The organism is Rheinheimera pacifica, assembly GCF_900108485.1.
Lineage (GTDB): Bacteria > Pseudomonadota > Gammaproteobacteria > Enterobacterales > Alteromonadaceae > Alishewanella > Alishewanella pacifica.
Window position 1 is genome coordinate 1 of record NZ_FNXF01000002.1, and the last position, 18,684, is coordinate 18,684.

Annotated in this window: 21 protein-coding genes; 13 read left to right on the forward strand and 8 right to left on the reverse strand. The window is 50.7% G+C overall.

Annotation, left to right across the window (positions count from 1 at the left end; translation table 11 throughout):
- Nucleotides 1-160: 160 nt before the first annotated feature.
- From BLW68_RS02535 to BLW68_RS02555, 5 genes are all read left to right on the forward strand, one after another.
- A complete protein-coding gene (locus BLW68_RS02535; RefSeq protein ID WP_092789915.1) occupies nucleotides 161-574 on the forward strand; it encodes a DUF5655 domain-containing protein in 414 nt (137 codons plus the stop codon).
- A gap of 54 nt (nucleotides 575-628) precedes the next feature.
- Complete coding sequence (locus tag BLW68_RS02540; protein WP_092790632.1) at nucleotides 629-898, forward strand: type II toxin-antitoxin system Phd/YefM family antitoxin; 270 nt, start codon at nucleotides 629-631, stop codon at nucleotides 896-898.
- Nucleotides 899-1,189 carry a type II toxin-antitoxin system RelE/ParE family toxin gene (locus tag BLW68_RS02545; RefSeq protein ID WP_092789917.1) on the forward strand — a complete coding sequence of 97 codons (291 nt, stop codon included), beginning with the start codon at nucleotides 899-901 and terminating at the stop codon, nucleotides 1,187-1,189.
- Between the two features lie 134 nt (nucleotides 1,190-1,323).
- Nucleotides 1,324-2,361 carry a fatty acid desaturase gene (locus tag BLW68_RS02550; RefSeq protein ID WP_092789919.1) on the forward strand — a complete coding sequence of 346 codons (1,038 nt, stop codon included), beginning with the start codon at nucleotides 1,324-1,326 and terminating at the stop codon, nucleotides 2,359-2,361.
- A 111-nt stretch (nucleotides 2,362-2,472) separates the two neighbouring features.
- Nucleotides 2,473-2,832, forward strand: coding sequence for a nuclear transport factor 2 family protein (locus BLW68_RS02555; protein ID WP_092790634.1), 360 nt, complete (start codon nucleotides 2,473-2,475; stop codon nucleotides 2,830-2,832).
- Between the two features lie 72 nt (nucleotides 2,833-2,904).
- Here the strand turns inward: BLW68_RS02555 and BLW68_RS02560 are convergent, their stop codons facing one another.
- A complete protein-coding gene (locus BLW68_RS02560) occupies nucleotides 2,905-3,042 on the reverse strand; it encodes a DUF3096 domain-containing protein (RefSeq protein ID WP_092789921.1) in 138 nt (45 codons plus the stop codon).
- Between the two features lie 222 nt (nucleotides 3,043-3,264).
- Here BLW68_RS02560 and BLW68_RS02565 point away from each other — a divergent pair, with 222 nt between their 5' ends.
- The 3 genes from BLW68_RS02565 (at nucleotide 3,265) to BLW68_RS02575 (ending at nucleotide 5,495) form a co-directional block, all read left to right on the forward strand.
- Complete coding sequence (locus BLW68_RS02565; protein WP_092789923.1) at nucleotides 3,265-4,029, forward strand: SDR family oxidoreductase; 765 nt, start codon at nucleotides 3,265-3,267, stop codon at nucleotides 4,027-4,029.
- Between the two features lie 11 nt (nucleotides 4,030-4,040).
- Nucleotides 4,041-4,868 carry a bifunctional transcriptional activator/DNA repair enzyme AdaA gene (locus tag BLW68_RS02570; protein WP_092789925.1) on the forward strand — a complete coding sequence of 276 codons (828 nt, stop codon included), beginning with the start codon at nucleotides 4,041-4,043 and terminating at the stop codon, nucleotides 4,866-4,868.
- Between the two features lie 120 nt (nucleotides 4,869-4,988).
- Nucleotides 4,989-5,495 (forward strand): YdeI/OmpD-associated family protein, encoded by a 507-nt coding sequence (locus tag BLW68_RS02575; protein ID WP_092789927.1) that lies wholly within the window; start codon nucleotides 4,989-4,991, stop codon nucleotides 5,493-5,495.
- A 31-nt stretch (nucleotides 5,496-5,526) separates the two neighbouring features.
- Here the strand turns inward: BLW68_RS02575 and BLW68_RS02580 are convergent, their stop codons facing one another.
- Together BLW68_RS02580 and BLW68_RS02585 are read right to left on the reverse strand one after the other, a co-directional pair.
- On the reverse strand, nucleotides 5,527-5,844 hold the full coding sequence (locus BLW68_RS02580) for an ArsR/SmtB family transcription factor (protein WP_092789929.1): 318 nt from the start codon (nucleotides 5,842-5,844) through the stop codon (nucleotides 5,527-5,529).
- Nucleotides 5,841-6,287, reverse strand: a complete 447-nt coding sequence (locus tag BLW68_RS02585) for an SRPBCC domain-containing protein (RefSeq protein ID WP_092789931.1) — start codon at nucleotides 6,285-6,287, stop codon at nucleotides 5,841-5,843. The genes BLW68_RS02580 and BLW68_RS02585 overlap by 4 nt, the downstream gene beginning before the upstream one ends.
- 285 nt (nucleotides 6,288-6,572) lie before the next feature.
- On the opposite strand from BLW68_RS02585, the gene BLW68_RS02590 reads away from it, so the two are divergent.
- Nucleotides 6,573-7,850 carry an FAD-dependent oxidoreductase gene (locus tag BLW68_RS02590; RefSeq protein WP_092789933.1) on the forward strand — a complete coding sequence of 426 codons (1,278 nt, stop codon included), beginning with the start codon at nucleotides 6,573-6,575 and terminating at the stop codon, nucleotides 7,848-7,850.
- Here the strand turns inward: BLW68_RS02590 and BLW68_RS02595 are convergent.
- Both BLW68_RS02595 and BLW68_RS02600 read right to left on the reverse strand, forming a co-directional pair.
- Nucleotides 7,825-9,147: a PQQ-dependent sugar dehydrogenase gene (locus BLW68_RS02595; RefSeq protein WP_092789935.1), complete on the reverse strand. Its 1,323-nt coding sequence runs from the start codon at nucleotides 9,145-9,147 to the stop codon at nucleotides 7,825-7,827. The genes BLW68_RS02590 and BLW68_RS02595 overlap by 26 nt on opposite strands.
- A complete protein-coding gene (locus BLW68_RS02600) occupies nucleotides 9,144-9,572 on the reverse strand; it encodes a DUF2231 domain-containing protein (RefSeq protein ID WP_092789937.1) in 429 nt (142 codons plus the stop codon). Before BLW68_RS02600 ends, BLW68_RS02595 begins: the two co-directional genes overlap by 4 nt.
- A gap of 155 nt (nucleotides 9,573-9,727) precedes the next feature.
- On the opposite strand from BLW68_RS02600, the gene BLW68_RS02605 reads away from it, so the two are divergent.
- Both BLW68_RS02605 and BLW68_RS02610 read left to right on the forward strand, forming a co-directional pair.
- Nucleotides 9,728-10,009 carry a hypothetical protein gene (locus BLW68_RS02605; RefSeq protein WP_092789939.1) on the forward strand — a complete coding sequence of 94 codons (282 nt, stop codon included), beginning with the start codon at nucleotides 9,728-9,730 and terminating at the stop codon, nucleotides 10,007-10,009.
- Nucleotides 10,010-10,108: 99 nt separating this feature from the next.
- On the forward strand, nucleotides 10,109-11,269 hold the full coding sequence (locus tag BLW68_RS02610; RefSeq protein ID WP_092789941.1) for a GGDEF domain-containing protein: 1,161 nt from the start codon (nucleotides 10,109-10,111) through the stop codon (nucleotides 11,267-11,269).
- A gap of 5 nt (nucleotides 11,270-11,274) precedes the next feature.
- Here the strand turns inward: BLW68_RS02610 and BLW68_RS02615 are convergent, their stop codons facing one another.
- Entirely contained in the window at nucleotides 11,275-12,741 is a 1,467-nt protein-coding gene (locus tag BLW68_RS02615) for an MFS transporter (protein ID WP_092789943.1), read from the reverse strand.
- 219 nt (nucleotides 12,742-12,960) lie between these two features.
- Here BLW68_RS02615 and BLW68_RS02620 point away from each other — a divergent pair, with 219 nt between their 5' ends.
- Nucleotides 12,961-14,673 carry an alpha-amylase family glycosyl hydrolase gene (locus BLW68_RS02620; RefSeq protein WP_092789946.1) on the forward strand — a complete coding sequence of 571 codons (1,713 nt, stop codon included), beginning with the start codon at nucleotides 12,961-12,963 and terminating at the stop codon, nucleotides 14,671-14,673.
- A 48-nt stretch (nucleotides 14,674-14,721) separates the two neighbouring features.
- Here BLW68_RS02620 and BLW68_RS02625 read toward each other — a convergent pair whose 3' ends face one another.
- Nucleotides 14,722-15,573: an endonuclease/exonuclease/phosphatase family protein gene (locus tag BLW68_RS02625; protein WP_177172143.1), complete on the reverse strand. Its 852-nt coding sequence runs from the start codon at nucleotides 15,571-15,573 to the stop codon at nucleotides 14,722-14,724.
- 156 nt (nucleotides 15,574-15,729) lie between these two features.
- Here BLW68_RS02625 and dauA point away from each other — a divergent pair, with 156 nt between their 5' ends.
- The gene (gene dauA, locus BLW68_RS02630; protein ID WP_092789950.1) at nucleotides 15,730-17,478 is read left to right on the forward strand and encodes a C4-dicarboxylic acid transporter DauA; all 1,749 of its coding nucleotides are present in this window, start codon (nucleotides 15,730-15,732) and stop codon (nucleotides 17,476-17,478) included.
- On the opposite strand, the gene BLW68_RS02635 is transcribed toward dauA, so the two are convergent.
- The gene (locus tag BLW68_RS02635) at nucleotides 17,466-18,683 is read right to left on the reverse strand and encodes a PepSY-associated TM helix domain-containing protein (protein ID WP_092789952.1); all 1,218 of its coding nucleotides are present in this window, start codon (nucleotides 18,681-18,683) and stop codon (nucleotides 17,466-17,468) included. The two genes, dauA and BLW68_RS02635, sit on opposite strands and share 13 nt — an antisense overlap.
- Between the last annotated feature and the right edge of the window lies 1 nt (nucleotide 18,684).

The window sequence follows — 18,684 nt, forward strand, 5'->3', positions numbered from 1 at the left end:
TTGTTTGGCGATAGATCTGATCACTGAACGCCATGAATGTTCCTTCTGATTTCATCTTTTTGTTTTAACTAGCAATTTTGTGGGGATACCTCAGGGTCGTAGCTAATTAGCTCCACAAGCTAAACTCAAACTCCCCTAATGCCTTTTATCAGAGGTAGGAATGCCCAGGGAAATATGGCAATGCCCGAAATGTGCACGCGAGTTTAGCCGAAAAAATCAGCGCCATGCTTGTGGCACCGGCAATAGTGCTGATGTGCTGCGTGACAGGCCGCAAGCGGTTATTGAGGTTTATCGGGCGATAGAAAGCTTTATTAATAAGCTTGGCAAAGTAGAAACAGTCGCCCGCGACCGCTATGTACTGTTTCGCAGCCGCCGCATCTTTGTCGACCTGTCGGTCATGCAAAACGCAGTGCGGGTAGCAATACATCTTAGCCGCCGAATCGACAACCCGATTTTTATTAAAATTGTTGCTAACGGCAAACAAGTTACTCATGTCGCTAAAATTACCAATCTGGTTGAGTTTAAACACATTGAACCGCTGATTAAAGAGGCCTGGCAGTTTTCACTCGCTTGACGGCACCTCTTAACAGGTGCTATTAATGGCTACTGTTAACAGCAGGAGCTGATGATGCAAACCAAATTCTCTGAAGACGTAGTGCCGTTATCGGATTTAAAAATAAACCCCGGTAAAGTGGTAACGCAAACCAATAGCACCCACCGGCCAGTGCTGCTTACCAGCCGTGGCCGCGGCGTTGCCGTGGTGCAGGCACTGGAAGATTACGAAAACACCGCTGAAGAACTGCGCTTTGTTAAAGCCATTGCCACTGGCCTGGCGGATATTCGTGATGGCAATACCGTAACTGCCGAACAGGCTAAACAACTGCTGGGAATTGATTGAGTGAGGTTAGAGCTTGCTCAGTCCGCGCTGTCTGACTTGTTGGCAATAAAAGCCTGGTACCTCGAACAAGGCGTGCCGCATATTGGTCAGCGTTTTGTTACAGACATTATGGCAGCTGCCCAGCGCCTGACAAATCAGCCTGATTCCGGCCGGATGGTGCCGGAGTTTAATCAGGCCAATATCCGTGAAATTATCCTGCCGCCGTTTCGTGTGGTATACCTGCGCGAAGCAGATTGTATCAGCCTGATCCGCGTCTGGCGTAGTGAGCGTCAATTGCAACTACCCGAATGATCGAACAGCATAAAACGCTGGCTAAAATCCTGCTCCGGTAAGCTTTGCTTTCAGCGCTGTGTCAGGCACAGAGAAAGAGCCCACCGTTAGTTAATTCCAGCTGTCAGGCTGGTCTATTTGGAAAGGCGACATATATGTCAGTAAGCAAAGTGTCAGATGAGCTATCGCCGCAGCAACGCATCCGCTGCATCATTCAGGCTATTCGTGCCGAAGAACAATACTGGCGCGAACGCTACCCCATCCTGCGCTACCAGGACTGGCTTGGGCTGGGTATCTTATTGTTTGCACTAACGGGTATGGTAACTGCCGCTGGTTTATATTATCTGCAGTTGATCCCAGCCTGGGCCTGTATAATCGTGGCCGCACTGTGTGCATCCCTGTCGCATGAAATTGAACATGATCTAATCCATCGCCAATATTTTCGTAATACGCCAATCCTCTACCATGGCATGATGCTAGTAACCTGGTTGATGCGCCCTAACACAGTTAGCCCCTGGTACAGGCGCGATATGCATCTGTTACATCACAAAGTCTCCGGCACCGCCAATGATATGGAAGAACGCCTGGTAGGCAATGGTATCGCCTATGGCTTGAGCCGTTTTATCGTGATGTTTGATGGGTTATCGGGTCTGTTTATACGTCGCGCTATTCTGCGCCGCGAAGTAGACAACTTCTCAGTACAAAAGCTGCTGCAAGCGAGCTTTCCGCTGGCCAGCCTGTATTTTCTTTGTTGGTATGTGTTTTTGTTATTCCACGCCTATGATGCCCTCTTCGGCGGCATTAGCGCAGCACCTTATCCGGACAGCTTAATATGGCTGATGCAAGGCATTGATTTCGCAGTGGTAGTGCTGATCGCCCCTAACGTTCTTCGCTCGTTCTGTTTAAACTTTATCACTTCTCATATGCATTATTATGGCAACGTACATAACTTGCTGCAACAAACCCAAATTCTGGATCGCTGGTATTTTCTGCCGCTGCAGCTATTTTGTTTTAACTTTGGCAGTACCCATACTATCCATCATTTTGTGGTGAATCAGCCATTCTATTTACGCCAACTGGTGGCCAGAAAAGCCCTTAAGGTGCTGCGCGAACAGGGAGTAAGAAGCAATGATCTGTCCACTTTTGTTAGCGGCAATCGCTGGAAGGAAGAGCAAACAGTCAGAGCAAATTGATTGCTTATTTTTGCCCTGATTGCCGCTATTATTGACGATATTGAGCCAGCATTGTTACCTGGATTTATTTTGACCGCCCCCCCATCAAGACTTTGCATCAGAGAGAGTAAAATGAACGATTACGCAGCTTTAATTCAGCGCCAGCTGGATGCTTACAATAATAAAGACATTGAAGCCTGGTTAAGTACCTATGCCGAAGATGCACAGCAATTTGCTTTACACGGCGAATGTCTGGCTTCTGGCCATGAGGAGATGCGTAAGCGCATGCTGGTTCGGTTTACAGAGCCCGACCTGCATGCCCGCCTTTTAAGCCGTGCTGTTATGGAAAATATCGTAGTAGATCACGAAGTGATTACCCGTAATTTTCCCGAAGGCAAAGGCGAAATTGAAATGTTATGTGTTTACGAAGTGAAAAACGGCTTAATTAAAACCGCTTCTTTCGCTGTTGGCCAGCCAAAATATATGGTTTAGCAAACTATCAGGGGCTGATTAACATCAGTCTCTTTACAGATTGAATTTTAATCTGCCCCCCGTTAATCCACTTTACAAGCCAAAAATCTGGATTACGCCTATGGCAATCAGATAAATAGCCACAACATAGTTTAGGATCTTCGGCCGGATCAATATCAGAATACCGGCAATGATGGAGAGCACTGGAATAAGGTCAATATGCAAAGTCATAATCCTGTCCTTTTATGTTTGAGCTGAGTGGTGGGTGAACTAAAGCATTCTGCTGCCTGACAGGAAATATAGCAATTCATTAGGAAAAGGCGGCTTAGCTAATTAAAGCCTTACGCTGCACTTCAACTCAGCAAGATCCGGGTCGGCAGGCTGGACGCGACCTTTTAGAATTGGCTCTGTTTCAACTAGATACCCATTTCAAACAGAGCCAAGAGGTCGAATATGAATACGCTGAAGAATAAAGTCGTTATTATTACTGGCGCCAGTGCAGGTATTGGTCGTGCAACCGCACGCCTGTTCGCCAGAGAAGGTGCTTCGTTGGTGCTGGCGGCAAGAAGAGAGCCTGAGCTGCAAGCTTTGGCTAATCTTATTACTGAAGAAGGAGGCCAGGTGCTGGCGATAGCAGGTGATATTGGCGAAGAGGCATTTGCTAAAACTCTGGTGGAGCAGACTTTAGCCAAATTTGGCCGCCTGGACGTTGCATTTAATAATGCTGGCATATTAGGTGCCAGAGGGCCAGTTCCCGAGATGTCTTTGCACGATTGGAACCAGGTTATCGCCACGAATCTGACGAGTGCTTTTCTGGCGGCGAAGTACCAACTTCCCGCTATGTTGGCTGGCGGTGGTGGGTCCCTGATTTTTACCTCTACCTTTGTGGGCTATACAGCGGGTATGCCAGGAATGTCTGCCTATGCCGCCAGCAAAGCGGGTTTGATTGGCCTTACCCAGGTACTTGCCTGTGAGTATGGCTCGCATAACATCCGGGTAAATGCATTATTGCCAGGTGGAACTGATACAGCGGCGGCGCAGGAATTTGCCCCTACGCCTGAAGAAAGGCAGTTTGTCTGCAGCCTGCACGCGCTTAAACGTATTGCTAAGCCAGAGGAGATTGCCCAATCCGCGCTTTATCTGGCTTCCGATGCGTCCAGCTTTACTACGGGCTCAGCGATGCTGGTAGACGGTGGTGTATCCATAAATCGGGTTTAAAAGGCGGTGTCATGTCAGACTACGACCGTATTGAGAAAGCTATGGCCTATATGGTAGACAAGGCAGCTGAGCAACCCAGTTTGGCAGAGATTGCCGCCCATATATACCTTAGCCCTTATCACTTTCAGCGGCTTTTTTGCCGCTGGGCAGGCACAACTCCAAAGCGCTTTTTGCAGGTCCTGACATTGGAACGGGGTAAAAAGTTACTGGACGAATCCCGTTCCCTGCTCGACGTATCACATGAGATTGGATTAAGTGGCAGCTCAAGGCTACATGATCATTTTGTGCAGATTGAAGCAGTCACTCCGGGCGAGTACAAAAATCGGGGAAAGCAGGTCAATGTAGAATATGGCGTACACTCTACCCCGCTGGGGCCTATGTTTGTAGCAGTAACCCAGCGCGGTGTTTGCCGGGCAGAGTTCATCGGCTTTAATACTGTGGAAGCGTTACTGGACGACTTGCATAACGTCTGGCCTTTAAGTTCGATCAAAGAAAGCATCCCGGCTACACGTCATGCCATTGACGCTTTTTTTGGCCAACATGCAGCGTCCAGGCAGGGGCCTCTGTCGCTGCATGTAGCAGGCACCAATTTTCAGCTCGCGGTATGGCGTGCACTGCTTAAAATACCTCCTGGCGCTGTGGCCAGCTACGTACAGGTCGCTGCAATGCTCGGGGATCCTAAGGCAGCAAGAGCAGTTGGTAACGCCATTGGGGCGAACCCGATTGCGATGCTGATCCCTTGTCATCGGGTTATACAGCAAAGTGGTGCTCTGGGTGGTTACCGCTGGGGGCCGACCAAGAAGCTAATGGCACAAACATGGGAAACCATGTTTATCTAGGCAGACCTTCTAATGGTATCTTCTTTGTCTCAGATCCAATTTAATTAAGCCAACAAATGAGCACCGCCGCTGTGCAAAACATCGGGCAAGCAGGAGCCAACAATACTATGAAATTTGACAATGACTGGCATTACCTTTAACGCAACAATCACCATCCGCGGTATTAATCCGTACGTACTGGTGAGCGGCGAGCTGGCTAAGCAGCTAAAAGAGCAGTGGCGCAAACCACTGCCGGTACTGGTGCAGGTAAACGGCCAGCCCGAGCCACCGTGGCGGATTAATATGATGCCGGTTGGTGACGGCAGTTTCTATTTATATCTGCATGCCGATGTACTCAACGCATCCGGCACCGGGGTTGGTGACGTGGTGCAGGTAGCGCTGCAATTTGATGCCGGTTACGTACCCGGGCCTGTTGATCCGATGCCAGACTGGTTTCGCATAGCGTTAGAACAGAACTCAGCAGCCAGCCAGCGCTGGAACAGCCTTGTGCCAAGCCTGCAAAAAGAAATTTTACGCTATCTGGCCCGGCTAAAGTCCGCTGAGGCACAGGCGCGCAATACCGAACTGGCGATATATGTGCTGGCTGGCGGTAAGGCGCGCTTTCTGGCGCGCTCCTGGAACGAATAGACCGGCGCTGGGGTAGCGCCAAAGCTGACATTCATTGCTCGGTAAACTGCTTTAATGCCTGTAAGCGCTCGTCCCACTGTGCTTCCAGCGCGGTAATAAATGCCTTGCTCTGTGCCAGTGTGGCGGCATCCAGCTGCACTTTTACTTCGCGCCCAGTCGGGTGCAACTGTACCACTTTTGCTGACACCAGTGCCTGAATTTGCTTACGTGCCCCCTGGCGGCTAATGCCGAGATCTTTAGACAGTTCCCCCAGGCACAGTGCTGCGCCATTCGATAAGCGCTGCACTATCTGCAACCGTACCGGGTCGCCCAATGCTTTAAATATCTGTGCAATAGCAGCCTGGCTCACTTGCCCTCCTCACTGAAGTATTGTTGTAACCGCGCCAGCATAAAGTCCCAGCCATTGCTATTTTGTGCCAGACTGTTTGCGGCGATGTCAGACGGTAAATCGGCAAAGCCGGTTTCAGTTAAGCTGACTTTGCAGCGGCCCGGTTTCAGCTCTGTAATACGAAACTCGACCAGAGTATGCGGCACAGTGAGTACTTCACCAATGAAATTATTGCCGCCTGGCACCCAACGATAGGCAAAGTAGTTGTAAGGGCTAGCCGCTTCAATATAAACACTGCTTCTGTGTTTTTCACCAAAGCTGAATACGGCTTGTGCCCCCTGCCGGTATTCGCCTGTTAACGTATCGGGAAACCACTTTACCACCTGCTCCGGCGTGGCAATGGCGTTGTATATGCGCTCTGCTGTGGCGTTAATAGTAAGGTCACGCTGAATAGTGTTTTGCATAAGTTGCTCCGTATCTGAGTTTAGCTTTACTACGGCTTAACTAAAGCACAGCATAACCAAACATGCAACCAAACGGTTGCATTTTTTTGATAATACTTTATTTGCCATGTCGAATGCGCTGGTAGCCTATTATCGCGCACAGAAGTAGGCACACTTTAACCCGACCCAGCCCTGCCATTTTTGCCCTTTGGCGACAGACAAAGCCAAAATGTGTTTTACTGTGCCCTATTGTCTAAAAACAACGTCGCCAGATGTTGCTTTTATAGCCGAACCGGGAGGGCATTGATGGCTGAACGTGGGATCACATACTCTATTGCTGTAATTGGCAGCGGTATGGCGGGGTTAGCGGCGGCTTATCGGGCACGCTGTGCCGGCCATAATGTTACGGTATTTGAAACCCATAACAACCATGGTATGGATGCTCACAGCCTTAGCGTAAACAGCGGCCTGGTGGATGTGCCCCTTCGCGTAATGAGCCCCGAAAGCTGGCCCAGCCTGCTTGCGCTGGCCAAAGAAGTGGGCGTGGGCACTTTTAACGTGCAAACCCATACCTCTTGCAGCTGGACTAACCGCCATACCTGGTTTCGCAGTGGCGAAGTGCCGCTGCTGGGCTGGCCCTTTATTGGCTCGTGGCGCTATCTGAACCGCAACGCCCTGCGCATAGGGCTGGGTATCTGGCAGCTGCGGCGGTTAACCCGCCAGCTTGAGCACCATAGCAAAGATGCCACACTGAAGGATGCCACGCTGGCTGACATTTTGCAGCAACACAACTTTGACCCACTGTTTTGGCGCGGCCTGGTGCTACCCATTCTTACCACCATTTGCACCTGCGAGGAAAAACACCTGCTGAAATGGCCGGCAGCGCAGTTATTGTTATTACTGAATGGCATTTTGTACAGCAGCCAGCTTTGCCGGCTGGAAGGTGGCACGTCAGCACTGGTGCAGGCGTTGGCTAAAGGCCTGCCTTTGCATAGTGGTAGCCCTGTAGTACAGGTTAAAACAGGCGGGCAAGGAGTAAAGGTTTATAACGAACGTGGCAATGGTGGCGTGTTTGACCGGGTAATTGTTGCCACCCAGGCTAACCAGCTAAGTTTTTTGGATGACGCCCAGTTTGGCGCTGAGCGCGACATGCTGCAAAACATTGGCTTTGATTCAGGCGAGCTTTGGGTGCATCAGGACAGCCGCTTTATGCCGCTAAAACAACAAGACTGGACAGCACTGAACTTTCAGCTGGATAGAACACTAACAAAACCGATGTTTACTGTCTGGGTTAACAGGGTAGAACCTACGCTTAGTGACAGCGCGCCGGTGTTTCAAACCTGGAACCCGCTGTTTGAACCCAAGCCGGATACCGTACTGGCACGCATACCACTGCAACGCGCAGTGGTTACCCCAGGCACTGCACAGGTGCATAGGGCCCTTCAGCAATGGCACTGCCAAAGCGGCCGCCAGGTGTTTTTTTGTGGCTCCTGGGCCTATGAGGGCGTGCCGCTGCTGGAATCGGCTGTGCAATCAGCCAATGTCGTGGTAGACATGATTAATCAGCCCGCTGCACCGCATTAGCAAGCACCACGCGCCAGATAGTATTGGACAGATCGTCAGCAACAATTAATGCGCCCTTTGGATCTACTGTTACTCCGACAGGTCGGCCACGGGTTTTGCCGTCGGTACCAAGAAAGCCTGTGACAAAATCTACCGGTGGCCCGGCGGGAACACCATTACGGAACGGTACGAATACCACTTTATAGCCCACCGGATTTTTACGGTTCCAGCTACCATGCTCACCAATAAATACCCCTTCTGCGAATTCGGTTCCCATGGCGGCTACAGAGAAATCGAGCCCGAGCGCGGCTACGTGTGAACCCAAGGCATAATCAGGTTTAATTGCCGATGCCACCTTTTGCGGATCTTGCGGCCGTACACGGTCATCAATATTCTGGCCCCAATAGCTATAGGGCCAGCCATAAAATGCACCTTCTTTAACAGAGGTCAGATAGTCCGGCACCAGGTTTGGCCCCATCTCGTCACGCTCATTCACCACTGCCCATAATTGGCCGCTTTCTGGCTGTATCGTCAGCGCAGTTGGGTTGCGTAAACCCGTTGCGTAGGGCCGGTGCGCTCCGGTTTCAGCGTCAATCTGCCAGATCATTGCGCGCTCTGCTTCAGCTTCCATGCCCCGCTCAGTAATATTGCTGTTAGAGCCAATACCGACGTAAAGAAAACGCCCATCGGCACTCGCAGCCAGTGCTTTAGTCCAGTGGTGGTTGATCAGTGATGGCAGATCGGTAACCTTGACCGGCGGCGCTGTGGCTTCTGTCTGCCCCTCCTGATAATCGAAGCGCACCAGCGCATCCTGATTCGCCACATACAGCTTGTTATCAACCAGCGCCAGCCCGTATGGAGCGTTAAGGTTGTCAGCGAACACGGTGCGGAACTCATAACGTCCGTCGCCATCGGCATCGCGTAATAAGGTCAAGCGATCCCCGCTTTCAACGCTGGTTGTGCCTTTTGATTTAATGTAACCGGCTATCACATCTTTGGGTTTTAGCGCCGATGCATTGCCCCCTTTACCTTCGGCGATCAGGATATCGCCATTTGGCAGCAGCAACATCTGCCGCGGCACCTTTAAATCTGTAGCTATAGCCGAAATAGTGTACCCCTCCGGCACCATTGGCAGCAGATCGCCCCATGGCGCCGGTTCGGCGATTGTCATATCGGGCAAGAGCCCATACTGCGGCGCGGGCAGTGTCGGGTTTGGGCCATATTGCGCAGGATCCGGATCTTCGCCACTACAGGCAGCCAATAGCCCGGCAACAGCAACCGCGACAAATAAGCGCTTATATAACAGCAGGTAAATCATCTTACACCTCCCACGCCGAACCTGACGAAGCCAAGCCAGGTGGTAGTGCCAGCGAGCAAAACGCCAATTACTGACAAAATCAGCCCCACAGGCATAATAGCCCAGGCATCTCTGGCGTGGATTAAAGCATTAAAAAAACCCAGCACCCACAAAGCCAACAGCAGCCCGGTATACAGCAAAAGCGGCCTGCTATGCTCAGCCGCACGGATCAGATTAATAATGGCCCACAGCAGTGCCAAGCCGCCAAAGAGCAGCCCAGCTGCAATTAGCCAGGAGGCAAAATTGCTCCATTGGATCTGATAGCTGGATGCATACGCAAGATCACTGAGCAAACCGATGAAAAATAATACTAAAGTGCCCGCAAGCAGCACCCCATGCATAGGATGAAGCCTGGGTTGATGTATTCGATCATCGCTGACAATCACAATTTCCTCCTCACTTTGTACTGGCAGGTAAGTGTAGCACCCTGAGAAGAAAGCGCCGGTTTAACCGCGGAGGCTATTAGTTAAACGCTAACTACCACCACCGGTTAAGTTTGGTGTTATAGTTTCGCCAGCCCCCATTAGCGCAAGATTTGAGTATGAAGCTGGATAAAGCAAAAAAACGCATTGCAAAGCAGATAAGCAAAGGCTTTGACGGTTACCCGCATATTTCATTGGCCTATTTTGGTGCCACAGCCGATTGCGCCACTGAAGTGGTGGTGAGTTTTATGTCTGCTGAGGGTGAAGCGCCGCAACAGCAACGCTTTGTTAGTACTGAAGATGTGCGCGAAGATGAAACTATTCAGTCTGTGCTGGTGAAAATAATAGAGCGCGCTAATGCCAATACCGTAACCGAAGTTGCCGGCGTGGCTATTAAATAATAACGCTAGCTGTCAGGCCACGTAGTTACAATAGAAACACTGGCTAATTGTTACCTATGTGTTTACAATCTCAGTGTTTTTCCGTTAACAAGCCTTAATATGCCAGGTCTGGATTTACCCACATTAATCGTTCTGACACTGACAATTAACCTGTTAGTGGCCGGTTATATGGCGTTACTGGCCAAATTACAGCCGCAGCAAAGCGCATTTTGGCATTGGGCACTGTCATGCCTGATTTTTGTTGTCGCCAGCCTGTTGGCGGCTAGCCGCTTGCATCAGGTGCCACCTATATTCAGTGTGTTGCTGGCGCATGCGCTGCTGGCACTGCCGCCTCTACTGGTGGGTACCGGTTTAGTCCGGTTTATCCGCGGCCCTTTAGCAGCGCAGCCGCTAAAAGCCATTGCCATTTGTGCCACAGTTTATTTGCTGCTATTAAGCGCCAGTTACACGGTTTCACACAGTACTGCCGTACTTAATGCTATTGCCATTACCGCCAGTTGTATCTGGTGTATTCGGTTGCTGCAAGCCTTAACAAAGCCGCAATTCGCCAGCCGGTTGCTGCAAAGTGTGCTGGCACTGCACGCTTTAACCATGCTGGCAGAAATCTATCTGTATCTTAGCCACTGGCATACAGCGTTACCCCAGCAAGCGGTAACTTTATTACAACTGATTTTACTCAGCCATATTCTGCTTACCACCGTTGCAGCGGTGCTGCTGCCATTATTGTTTTTTATCGCCCGTGAACAGTTGCTAATGCAACAAGCTGATTTAGACGAGCTAACGCTGCTACCAAACCGGCGGCATTTTTTGCGCGAATCGTCAGCTTATCTGGCACAAGATGGTGCTAATGCGCAGTTGGCGGTGATGATGCTGGATCTGGATCATTTTAAAAGCATTAATGACACCTTTGGCCATGCCGTGGGAGATACGGCGTTAAAGCAGGTCGCGCAAATTTTGACACAGGTGCTGCGTAAAACAGATTTAATCGGCCGTATGGGCGGAGAGGAATTTGCCATAGTGATGCCCAATACTTCAGAGGCAGAAGCCCGCTGTATTGGCCAGCGCCTGCGTCAGCAAGTTGAGCAGCACGCAGGTATGGTTGATGGTAAACCACTTAACCTGACCATCAGTATTGGTGCAACCTATGTTAAGCAGTTCAGTGGCCTGGATTTCCAAACCTTGCTAAAACAAGCCGACGAAGCATTGTATGAAGCCAAACGTAGCGGGCGCAATACCGTTACCTTTTACAGCGCCCGCTGACAGGCTTAATCAGCCGCAGTATCGTCCTGCTCTTTAACCAGCCATACCGACAGCGCCCCCAGCACCATAGCGGCGCCGGCCAGCATCACGATATATACTGCCTGGTTTTGGAATACCGAGCCTAAGATCCAACCAGCAATTAAACCGGAGATAATCTGCGGCGCCGCAATAGTAAAGTTAAAAATACCCATATAAACGCCGGTTTTATTTGCCGGTAAGGCACCGGCCAGTATTGCATATGGCATGGCCAGAATAGCCGCCCAGGCAATACCCACGCCCAGCATCGGGATCATCAGGCCAAGTGCGCCTTTGGGTATTTCTACCTGAGTAATCAGCAGGTTTACATGGGTCATGGTCGGGTCGGTAAACAGCACAAAGCTTAAATAACCCAGGCCACCGGCCAACAGCGATATTGAATAAACAAACTTGCGGCCAAACAGGTTAGCCAGTTTGGCCATTACCAATGAAAACAGCACGGCAAACAGCGAGTAACCGGCGTATAAAATACCTACCCAGTCACCGGCAGCGCCTTTAGCGGCAGCGATATGCGCCGGCACCCCACCCATTTGGGCAATATAAGCGCCGTCATACCACTCAACGCCAACGCCCCAGGTATTTTGCGCAATAGCCGCCGGGAAATAGGTCCACATAATAAACAGGGCAAACCAGGAGAAAAACTGCACCAGCGCCAGCTGTTTCATAATACGCGGCATGCTTTTCATGGTTTGCCAGAAATCGGTTAACTTCTCGCCCAGTGAACGCGACTGGCGCACCTGTTCGGCCAAAGTCTGGGCTTCTGAATCCAGCCCTTTATAGGCGTAATATTGTTCAGGTGCGTATTCTTTGGTGCGAAATACTGTCCACAGCACAGAGCCCAGCAATACCGTAGCACCAATATAAAATGCCCAAATAACCGAAGGGGCCACTTCACCGGCTTTAGAAGCATTTTCAAGCCCAACCACATTGGTTAAAACAAAAGGCAAAATAGAGCCAAATACCGCACCAATATTGATCAATAAAGTTTGCACCGAATAGCCCAGGTTACGCTGCTCTGCCGGCACCATATCGGACACCAGCGAACGAAACGGCTGAAAGGTAACGTTAAAGGCGGCATCTTTAATGGCAAAGATAATAAGGCCAAATAGCATTGGCGGAATAAAAGCCACCATCATTGACGAGTTAGGCAGCAATACCATGGCAGCCGCGGCGACTATGGCACCGCCCAGCATAAAGGGTAACCGACGGCCGAGTTTATTCCAGGTACGGTCAGACGCGGCACCCACAATAGGTTGCACCAGCAAACCCATAATAGGTGCTGCTAACCAGAATAATGACAGCGACGACAGATCAGCGCCTAAGTCTGACAAAATCCGGCTAACGTTACCGTTTTGCAGCGCAAAACCAATTTGCACACCAAGAAAGCCGAAACTGAGATTCCAGATCTGCCAGAAAGAGAGCTTAGGTTGTTTCATTACAGGTCCCCGGATATTTTTATTCTATTATGATGCTTCTTATGTTGGCCTAAACTACACGATAGCAGCCATTTTACGCAAAACTGTGCATACGTATTCATCTTGTTGTTGCACTGTTTTGGCGTTATTACCAACCATTAATTAGCAAAACTGCACCATATTGCCGCGCTGTGCTAAATACTGGCACGCTGCATAAAATAATACTCTGACGGGGACGCAATGAAAGCTTTTACCTTAAGCGCACTGGCGCTGTCTTTATTACTGGCCGGCTGTAAGCCTGCACCAATCAGCAATACAGAGCCCAATACTGCACAAACTGTAACCGCCGTGCAGCAAAGTGAGGCTGCTAAAGACTGGTGGCAGCATGCGGTGTTTTATCAAATCTGGCCACGCAGTTTTTATGACACCAGTGGCGATGGCCACGGCGACTTTAACGGCATGACAGCCAAACTACCCTATTTGCAGGAACTGGGCGTAAATGCGTTATGGCTAACGCCAATGTTTGAGGCACCCTCATACCACGGTTATGACTTTACCGAGTTTTATCAGGTAGAAAGTGATTACGGCACTATGGCCGAGTTTGAAGCTTTTATTCAGGCGGCTGATGCCAAAGGCATGAAGGTGATATTGGATCTGGTGATTAACCATATCTCCAGTGAACATGACTGGTTTAAACGCTCAGCCGAGGGTGAAGCACCGTACAAAGACTACTTTGTCTGGCGTGATGATATGCCGCCAGCGGGCAGCGGCTGGGGCCATGCCTGGAGCGACAATGATAAGCCCGAAGCCGTATGGCATTATAACGACACGCGCAAAGCCTGGTATTACGCCGCCTTTGGCGCCAGCCAGCCTGATTTAAACCTGCGCCACCCCGACGTTATTGCCGAAATGGAAAAAATGGCTAAATTCTGGCTGGATAAAGGCGTAGCCGGCTTTCGCCTGGATGCCGTGCGTTTTGCGATGGAAGGCGGCCCCGATGCCCAGGCCGACACCGATGAAACTATCGCCTACTGGCAGAGTTTTAACCAGTACGTAAAAAGCGTTAACCCACAGGCGTATTTAGTCGGCGAAGCCTGGGTAGATATTCCGGTAGCGGCGCGCTATTACGGCGGGGGGAAAGGCCTGGACCAGGGTTTTGATTTTGAAGTCGGCTATAAAATTCTTGGCTTACTGCAACCCAACGCCGGTGGCGAAGCGCAGTTTGGCACTATGCACTCAGCACAACAACAAGTAGCAGATGCCTCGGTATTACAGCAAAACGTGCAACAACGTACTGAGTCTGAGGCTCCGCTGCACTTTTTTGCGCCGTTTTTGACAAACCACGATCAGGAACGTATTGCCTATCAGTTAAAACAGCACGATGCCAAAGCCAAACTGGCAGCCGCTATGCTATTTAGCTCGCCGGGTACACCTTACATTTATTATGGTGAAGAGATTGGCCTAACCCAGGATCGCAGCGGCCATGACGTATTTAAACGCGCGCCAATGCAATGGGATAACAGCAAACAGGCTGGCTTTACCAAAGCAGACAGCAGCTGGGTAGAACAAATGGACCTGTTTGGTGAAGGCTTCCCTAACTGGTGGCCGGATTTTCTGGCAAAGCAACTGCAGGCAGAAGATCGCAGCGTAGCGGCACAACAGGCGCAGCCGGATTCTATCTGGTCACTTTATAAACTTTTAATTGCACAGAAAAAACAACGGCCAGAGCTGGGTACTGACGGTAGCTATGCTGTGACGCAGTTGGCAAATGGTGTGGTGCAAATTAGCCGTGAGCTAAACGGCAGTAAAAGCCTGTTTATCTTAAACCTGAGTGACAGCGCGCAGGATATCAGCGCTATTAACCGCAGCGGTTTAACCGCCAGCTGGGCGTTTGACCTTGATGGCAGTCAACTGGCCGGCCATGGTCTGCTACTCCTGCAAAGCGCGCCCTAACACTCCCGCTGTTACCGCCGGCCATACCGGCGGTTTTTCTTCAAGCTATTATGGCTTTTGCGGTAAGGTAATTACCGTCGAAATAGGAAAATGATCGGAAATATATACGCCGGCGACGCCTAGTTGATAAGTGCGGTAGTCATGGCTTTTTAAGCCGTTACTGATAAAAATATAGTCGATGCGGCTGCTGTCGCCTGCAGTGAAACCGTTGTAGGTACCGACATCTTCGGCGTTTGCCACAGTTGCGGTATCGGTCAGCGGCAGTAAACGGCTGGAGGTGAGTGCTTTGTAAGCTGCGCTATTGTTCAGCATATTAAAATCGCCCAGTAAAATAACCGGTTTGTTACCTGCAATAGCCGGAATATGTGTCAGCAAAAATTCTGCACTTTTTTGCCGGGCCAAATCGCTTACATGGCTAAAATGCACATTAAATACAAAGAAATCACTGCCGTCTTTTTCAAAATGCCCCCAACTGGCAACCCGGGGAAGCTGAGCCTGCCAGCCGATTGAGCCGGCAACATCGGGTGTTTCAGACAACCAAAAATTGCCACCATCCAGTTTAGTAATAGTGTTTTTATTATAAAACAACGGCACAAACTCACCGGCAATAACCCCATCGTCTCTGCCAACACCAATGTAGCTGTAATCAGGCAATTGCTCGTTTAACCAGCTAAGTTGATGGTGCAACACCTCTTGTAAACCCAGCACATCAGGCTGCAGTGTTTTTAAGTGGGCATATATCAGCTGCTGCCTGTTTGGCCAGGCATTGATTGCATCATCAGGGTTGTCGTAACGAATATTAAAGCTTTCAACAACCAGGCTGGTGGCGCTTACTTTTACCAGCATGCTGCAACCAGTAAATATACTGAACAACAAAACAAACTTAATGGTTTTTATCATAACGACTCTTTTTGTTTTGACAGAGGTAACGATTGTAGAGAGGCAGTATTGCGCCATTGTGAAAGTAACACAACCATACTAAAAGCGCATAGGCGTAAGCCTTTGTCGGCGCTACACTAAGTTCATCCCTTAGCGGCTTTTATAGCGGATGCTGTTATGTCTGACCGTTCCCACCTGTTTTCCCTGCGTGCTGGCCATGCCCTGCGTGACGTGCTGGCTGAAGGTTATAGCCTGAATAAACTCGGTAAAGACCTGCTGGCCGGTATTACCGTAGGCATTATTGCCATACCGCTGGCGATGGCGCTGGCAATTGCCTCAGGCGTGGCGCCACAATACGGCTTGTACACCGCTATTATCGCCGGCTTGGTTATTGCGTTAACCGGCGGCTCGCGCTACAGCATTAGCGGCCCCACCGCAGCCTTTGTGGTTATTTTGTATCCGGTAGCATTAAAGTATGGTTTAAGCGGCTTACTTATTGCCACCGTGCTATCCGGTGTGCTGCTGCTGGTTATGGCTTTTATGCGGCTGGGGCGGCTAATTGAGTATATTCCCGAATCCGTTACTTTAGGCTTTACCGGCGGCATTGCCGTGGTTATTGCCACCTTGCAAGTTAAAGACTTTTTTGGCCTGCCAATAGCGGCTATGCCAGAGCACTTTGTCGACAAACTGCTGATACTGGGGCAAATGCTGCCGCAATTATCCTGGCCCAGTTTGCTGGTTGCCGTGGTTACTCTGGCCGTGATGCTACTGTGGCCCAGGCTAAAAACTATCATACCGGCGCATTTACCGGCGCTGTTTATTGGCACCTTACTGGCATTATTGCTACTAGGTTTTGGCGCTGAGCTCGACACCATAGGCTCGCGCTTTAGTTACACTACACCCGATGGCGCCAGCGGCAGCGGCATTCCGCCTTACCTGCCTTACTTTGACTGGCCCTGGCTAAGGCCCGGCCCCGACGGCGAATTGTTAGGCTTTAGCTGGCAACTGGTTAAAGATTTACTGGCAGCCGCTTTTGCTATGGCCATGCTGGGCGCTATTGAATCCCTGCTCTGCGCTGTAGTGCTGGATGGCATGTCGGGCCGGCGCCACAGCGCCAACAGCGAACTCTTCGGCCAGGGCATTGGCAATATTATTACGCCGTTTTTTGGCGGCATTACCGCCACAGCCGCGCTGGCACGTTCATCGGCCAACTTTAAGGCGGGTGCCCAGTCGCCGGTAGCAGCTATGGTGCATGCACTGGTATTACTGCTGGGGCTGGTGTTGCTGGCGCCGGTGTTATCTTATGTACCCATGGCCGCACTGGCATCACTGCTGATAATAGTAGCCTGGAATATGAGCGAAGCGCCCAAAGCCGTGCATTTACTGAAAACCGCCCCGCGCAGTGATATCTGGGTATTTATTACCTGTTTTTCCCTTACCGTGCTGTTTGATATGGTGATTGCCATTACCGCCGGTATTCTGCTGGCGGCCTTGCTGTTTGTTAAAGAAATTGCCGAAATGAGCAAAGTGACCGATATCAGCCATAACCGTAAACAGGTTGAGCAACCGATCCCCACCGGCTGGCAGGTGCTGAAGATCAGCGGGCCGCTGTTTTTTGCCGCAGCAGACCGTATTTTTGCCGATATCGCCCGTTTAAGTGAGCGCAGCCGTGGCCTTGTGCTGTATATGGACGGCGTACCCTTGCTGGATGCAGGTGGCCTGGCGGCGCTAAATAAGCTGATCAGCAAGTGCCATAAAAGCAAAACCCAGCTGGTGATCGCCGATTTACAGTTTCAGCCACTAAAAACGCTGGCTAAAGCCGGGGTAAAACCCGTGCCGGGCCAGCTTAGTTTTTACCCGACATTACGCGAAGCGCTGGAAACACTATATCAACAAGCAGCGGCCGCAGAAGATCAAGACGGCTGAGCCCCCGCCAGCGTACCCAGCAGCGGGGATAACGGTGGCTTGCTTAGCTCGCGCTGCGAGAATGTCGTGCTGGTCCAGCCAATGCCGCTTAACGCCAGCAGCAGAGCCAGCCAGCCGAACAGGCCCAGCCAGCGGGCTAAACTTGGCTGTTTATGTTTGGTACGCAGCCACTGCATACGCATACCACCGGCCACCAAAATACACAGGCCGGTACCAAATAGCGCATAAATCAATTTAACTGTCAGGCCACTAAAATTACCAAAGTGCAGCGGGTCGGCCATATCGGTAAGGTAAGCCAACGCAGCTAAATCGGCGCTGCTCTGGCTGCCCATCACATTACCCGCGCTATCCAGATAAATACGGTTAGCCCGGTCGCGCAGCAGTAAATCTCCCGCCTGTCCGCTAACCACAATCGGCGCTTTGGCATTGCTGTTATACAACACTGCGCGGATATCCAGCTGTGGCCTATGCTGCTGGGCGATACTGGTTATTTCGGTTAGCGATAAGGATTGTGTTGGCGCTGCGGCGCTTAATGTCGCTCTTGGCACCGGCGGATAATATTGCAGCGGTGTTTTTAGCAGCCAGTGCTCGGTAAAGTACCACAGGCCGGTTAACGTCATCAGCAGTACAAACCACCAGCTCCATAAACCAATAAGCTTGTGCCACGACGCCCAGCTGCTGCGCACTGCCCAGCGCCATTTACCGGGGTTACGTAACCACTGCCGCCACCAGTTACGATAGACATAAAAGCTGGAGATTAGCGAAATAAGCAGTAAAAAGCTCAGCGAAGTCACAATAACTTTGCCAACGCCCTCAACCGACAAATACATATGTAAATTGCGCAAAAAGCGTGACAATCGCCCCCAGTCACCACTGCCGGTAAGGCTGCCACTGGCCGGATCAAAATAAGCAAAGCGAAAGCCGTCTGGCGTAGCCAGTGACGCTTCGCCCGCCAGGTAAGCCTGCTGATGCACCTGTACGCTGATAAGTTGGCTATCCGGGTAAGCAGCGGCCAGGTTTTGCTCCAGCTGTGTCCAGTTAACCGGCCCGCTGCGGCTGCTAAGTGCGCGGTATTTGCTGTCGCTCAGGTACTGTATTTCGTAGCTAAGCGTGGCTAATACGCCTGTAACGCATACCAGCAGCAACAGCGCCCCCAGCACAAAACCTGCCCAGGAATGCAGTGCAAACCATTGCCGGTTAGTCATA

Excerpts from the sequence above, each read along its gene's own strand:
- BLW68_RS02535 (WP_092789915.1), top strand. The coding sequence starts at position 161 with ATGCCCAGGGAAATATGGCAATGCCCGAAATGTGCACGCGAGTTTAGC.
- BLW68_RS02540 (WP_092790632.1), top strand. The coding sequence starts at position 629 with ATGCAAACCAAATTCTCTGAAGACGTAGTGCCGTTATCGGATTTAAAA.
- BLW68_RS02550 (WP_092789919.1), top strand. The coding sequence starts at position 1,324 with ATGTCAGTAAGCAAAGTGTCAGATGAGCTATCGCCGCAGCAACGCATC.
- BLW68_RS02555 (WP_092790634.1), top strand. The coding sequence starts at position 2,473 with ATGAACGATTACGCAGCTTTAATTCAGCGCCAGCTGGATGCTTACAAT.
- BLW68_RS02560 (WP_092789921.1), bottom strand. The coding sequence starts at position 3,042 with ATGACTTTGCATATTGACCTTATTCCAGTGCTCTCCATCATTGCCGGT.
- BLW68_RS02565 (WP_092789923.1), top strand. The coding sequence starts at position 3,265 with ATGAATACGCTGAAGAATAAAGTCGTTATTATTACTGGCGCCAGTGCA.
- BLW68_RS02570 (WP_092789925.1), top strand. The coding sequence starts at position 4,041 with ATGTCAGACTACGACCGTATTGAGAAAGCTATGGCCTATATGGTAGAC.
- BLW68_RS02575 (WP_092789927.1), top strand. The coding sequence starts at position 4,989 with ATGACTGGCATTACCTTTAACGCAACAATCACCATCCGCGGTATTAAT.
- BLW68_RS02585 (WP_092789931.1), bottom strand. The coding sequence starts at position 6,287 with ATGCAAAACACTATTCAGCGTGACCTTACTATTAACGCCACAGCAGAG.
- BLW68_RS02590 (WP_092789933.1), top strand. The coding sequence starts at position 6,573 with ATGGCTGAACGTGGGATCACATACTCTATTGCTGTAATTGGCAGCGGT.
- BLW68_RS02595 (WP_092789935.1), bottom strand. The coding sequence starts at position 9,147 with ATGATTTACCTGCTGTTATATAAGCGCTTATTTGTCGCGGTTGCTGTT.
- BLW68_RS02605 (WP_092789939.1), top strand. The coding sequence starts at position 9,728 with ATGAAGCTGGATAAAGCAAAAAAACGCATTGCAAAGCAGATAAGCAAA.
- BLW68_RS02610 (WP_092789941.1), top strand. The coding sequence starts at position 10,109 with ATGCCAGGTCTGGATTTACCCACATTAATCGTTCTGACACTGACAATT.
- BLW68_RS02615 (WP_092789943.1), bottom strand. The coding sequence starts at position 12,741 with ATGAAACAACCTAAGCTCTCTTTCTGGCAGATCTGGAATCTCAGTTTC.
- BLW68_RS02620 (WP_092789946.1), top strand. The coding sequence starts at position 12,961 with ATGAAAGCTTTTACCTTAAGCGCACTGGCGCTGTCTTTATTACTGGCC.
- BLW68_RS02625 (WP_177172143.1), bottom strand. The coding sequence starts at position 15,573 with ATGATAAAAACCATTAAGTTTGTTTTGTTGTTCAGTATATTTACTGGT.
- dauA (WP_092789950.1), top strand. The coding sequence starts at position 15,730 with ATGTCTGACCGTTCCCACCTGTTTTCCCTGCGTGCTGGCCATGCCCTG.
- BLW68_RS02635 (WP_092789952.1), bottom strand. The coding sequence starts at position 18,683 with ATGACTAACCGGCAATGGTTTGCACTGCATTCCTGGGCAGGTTTTGTG.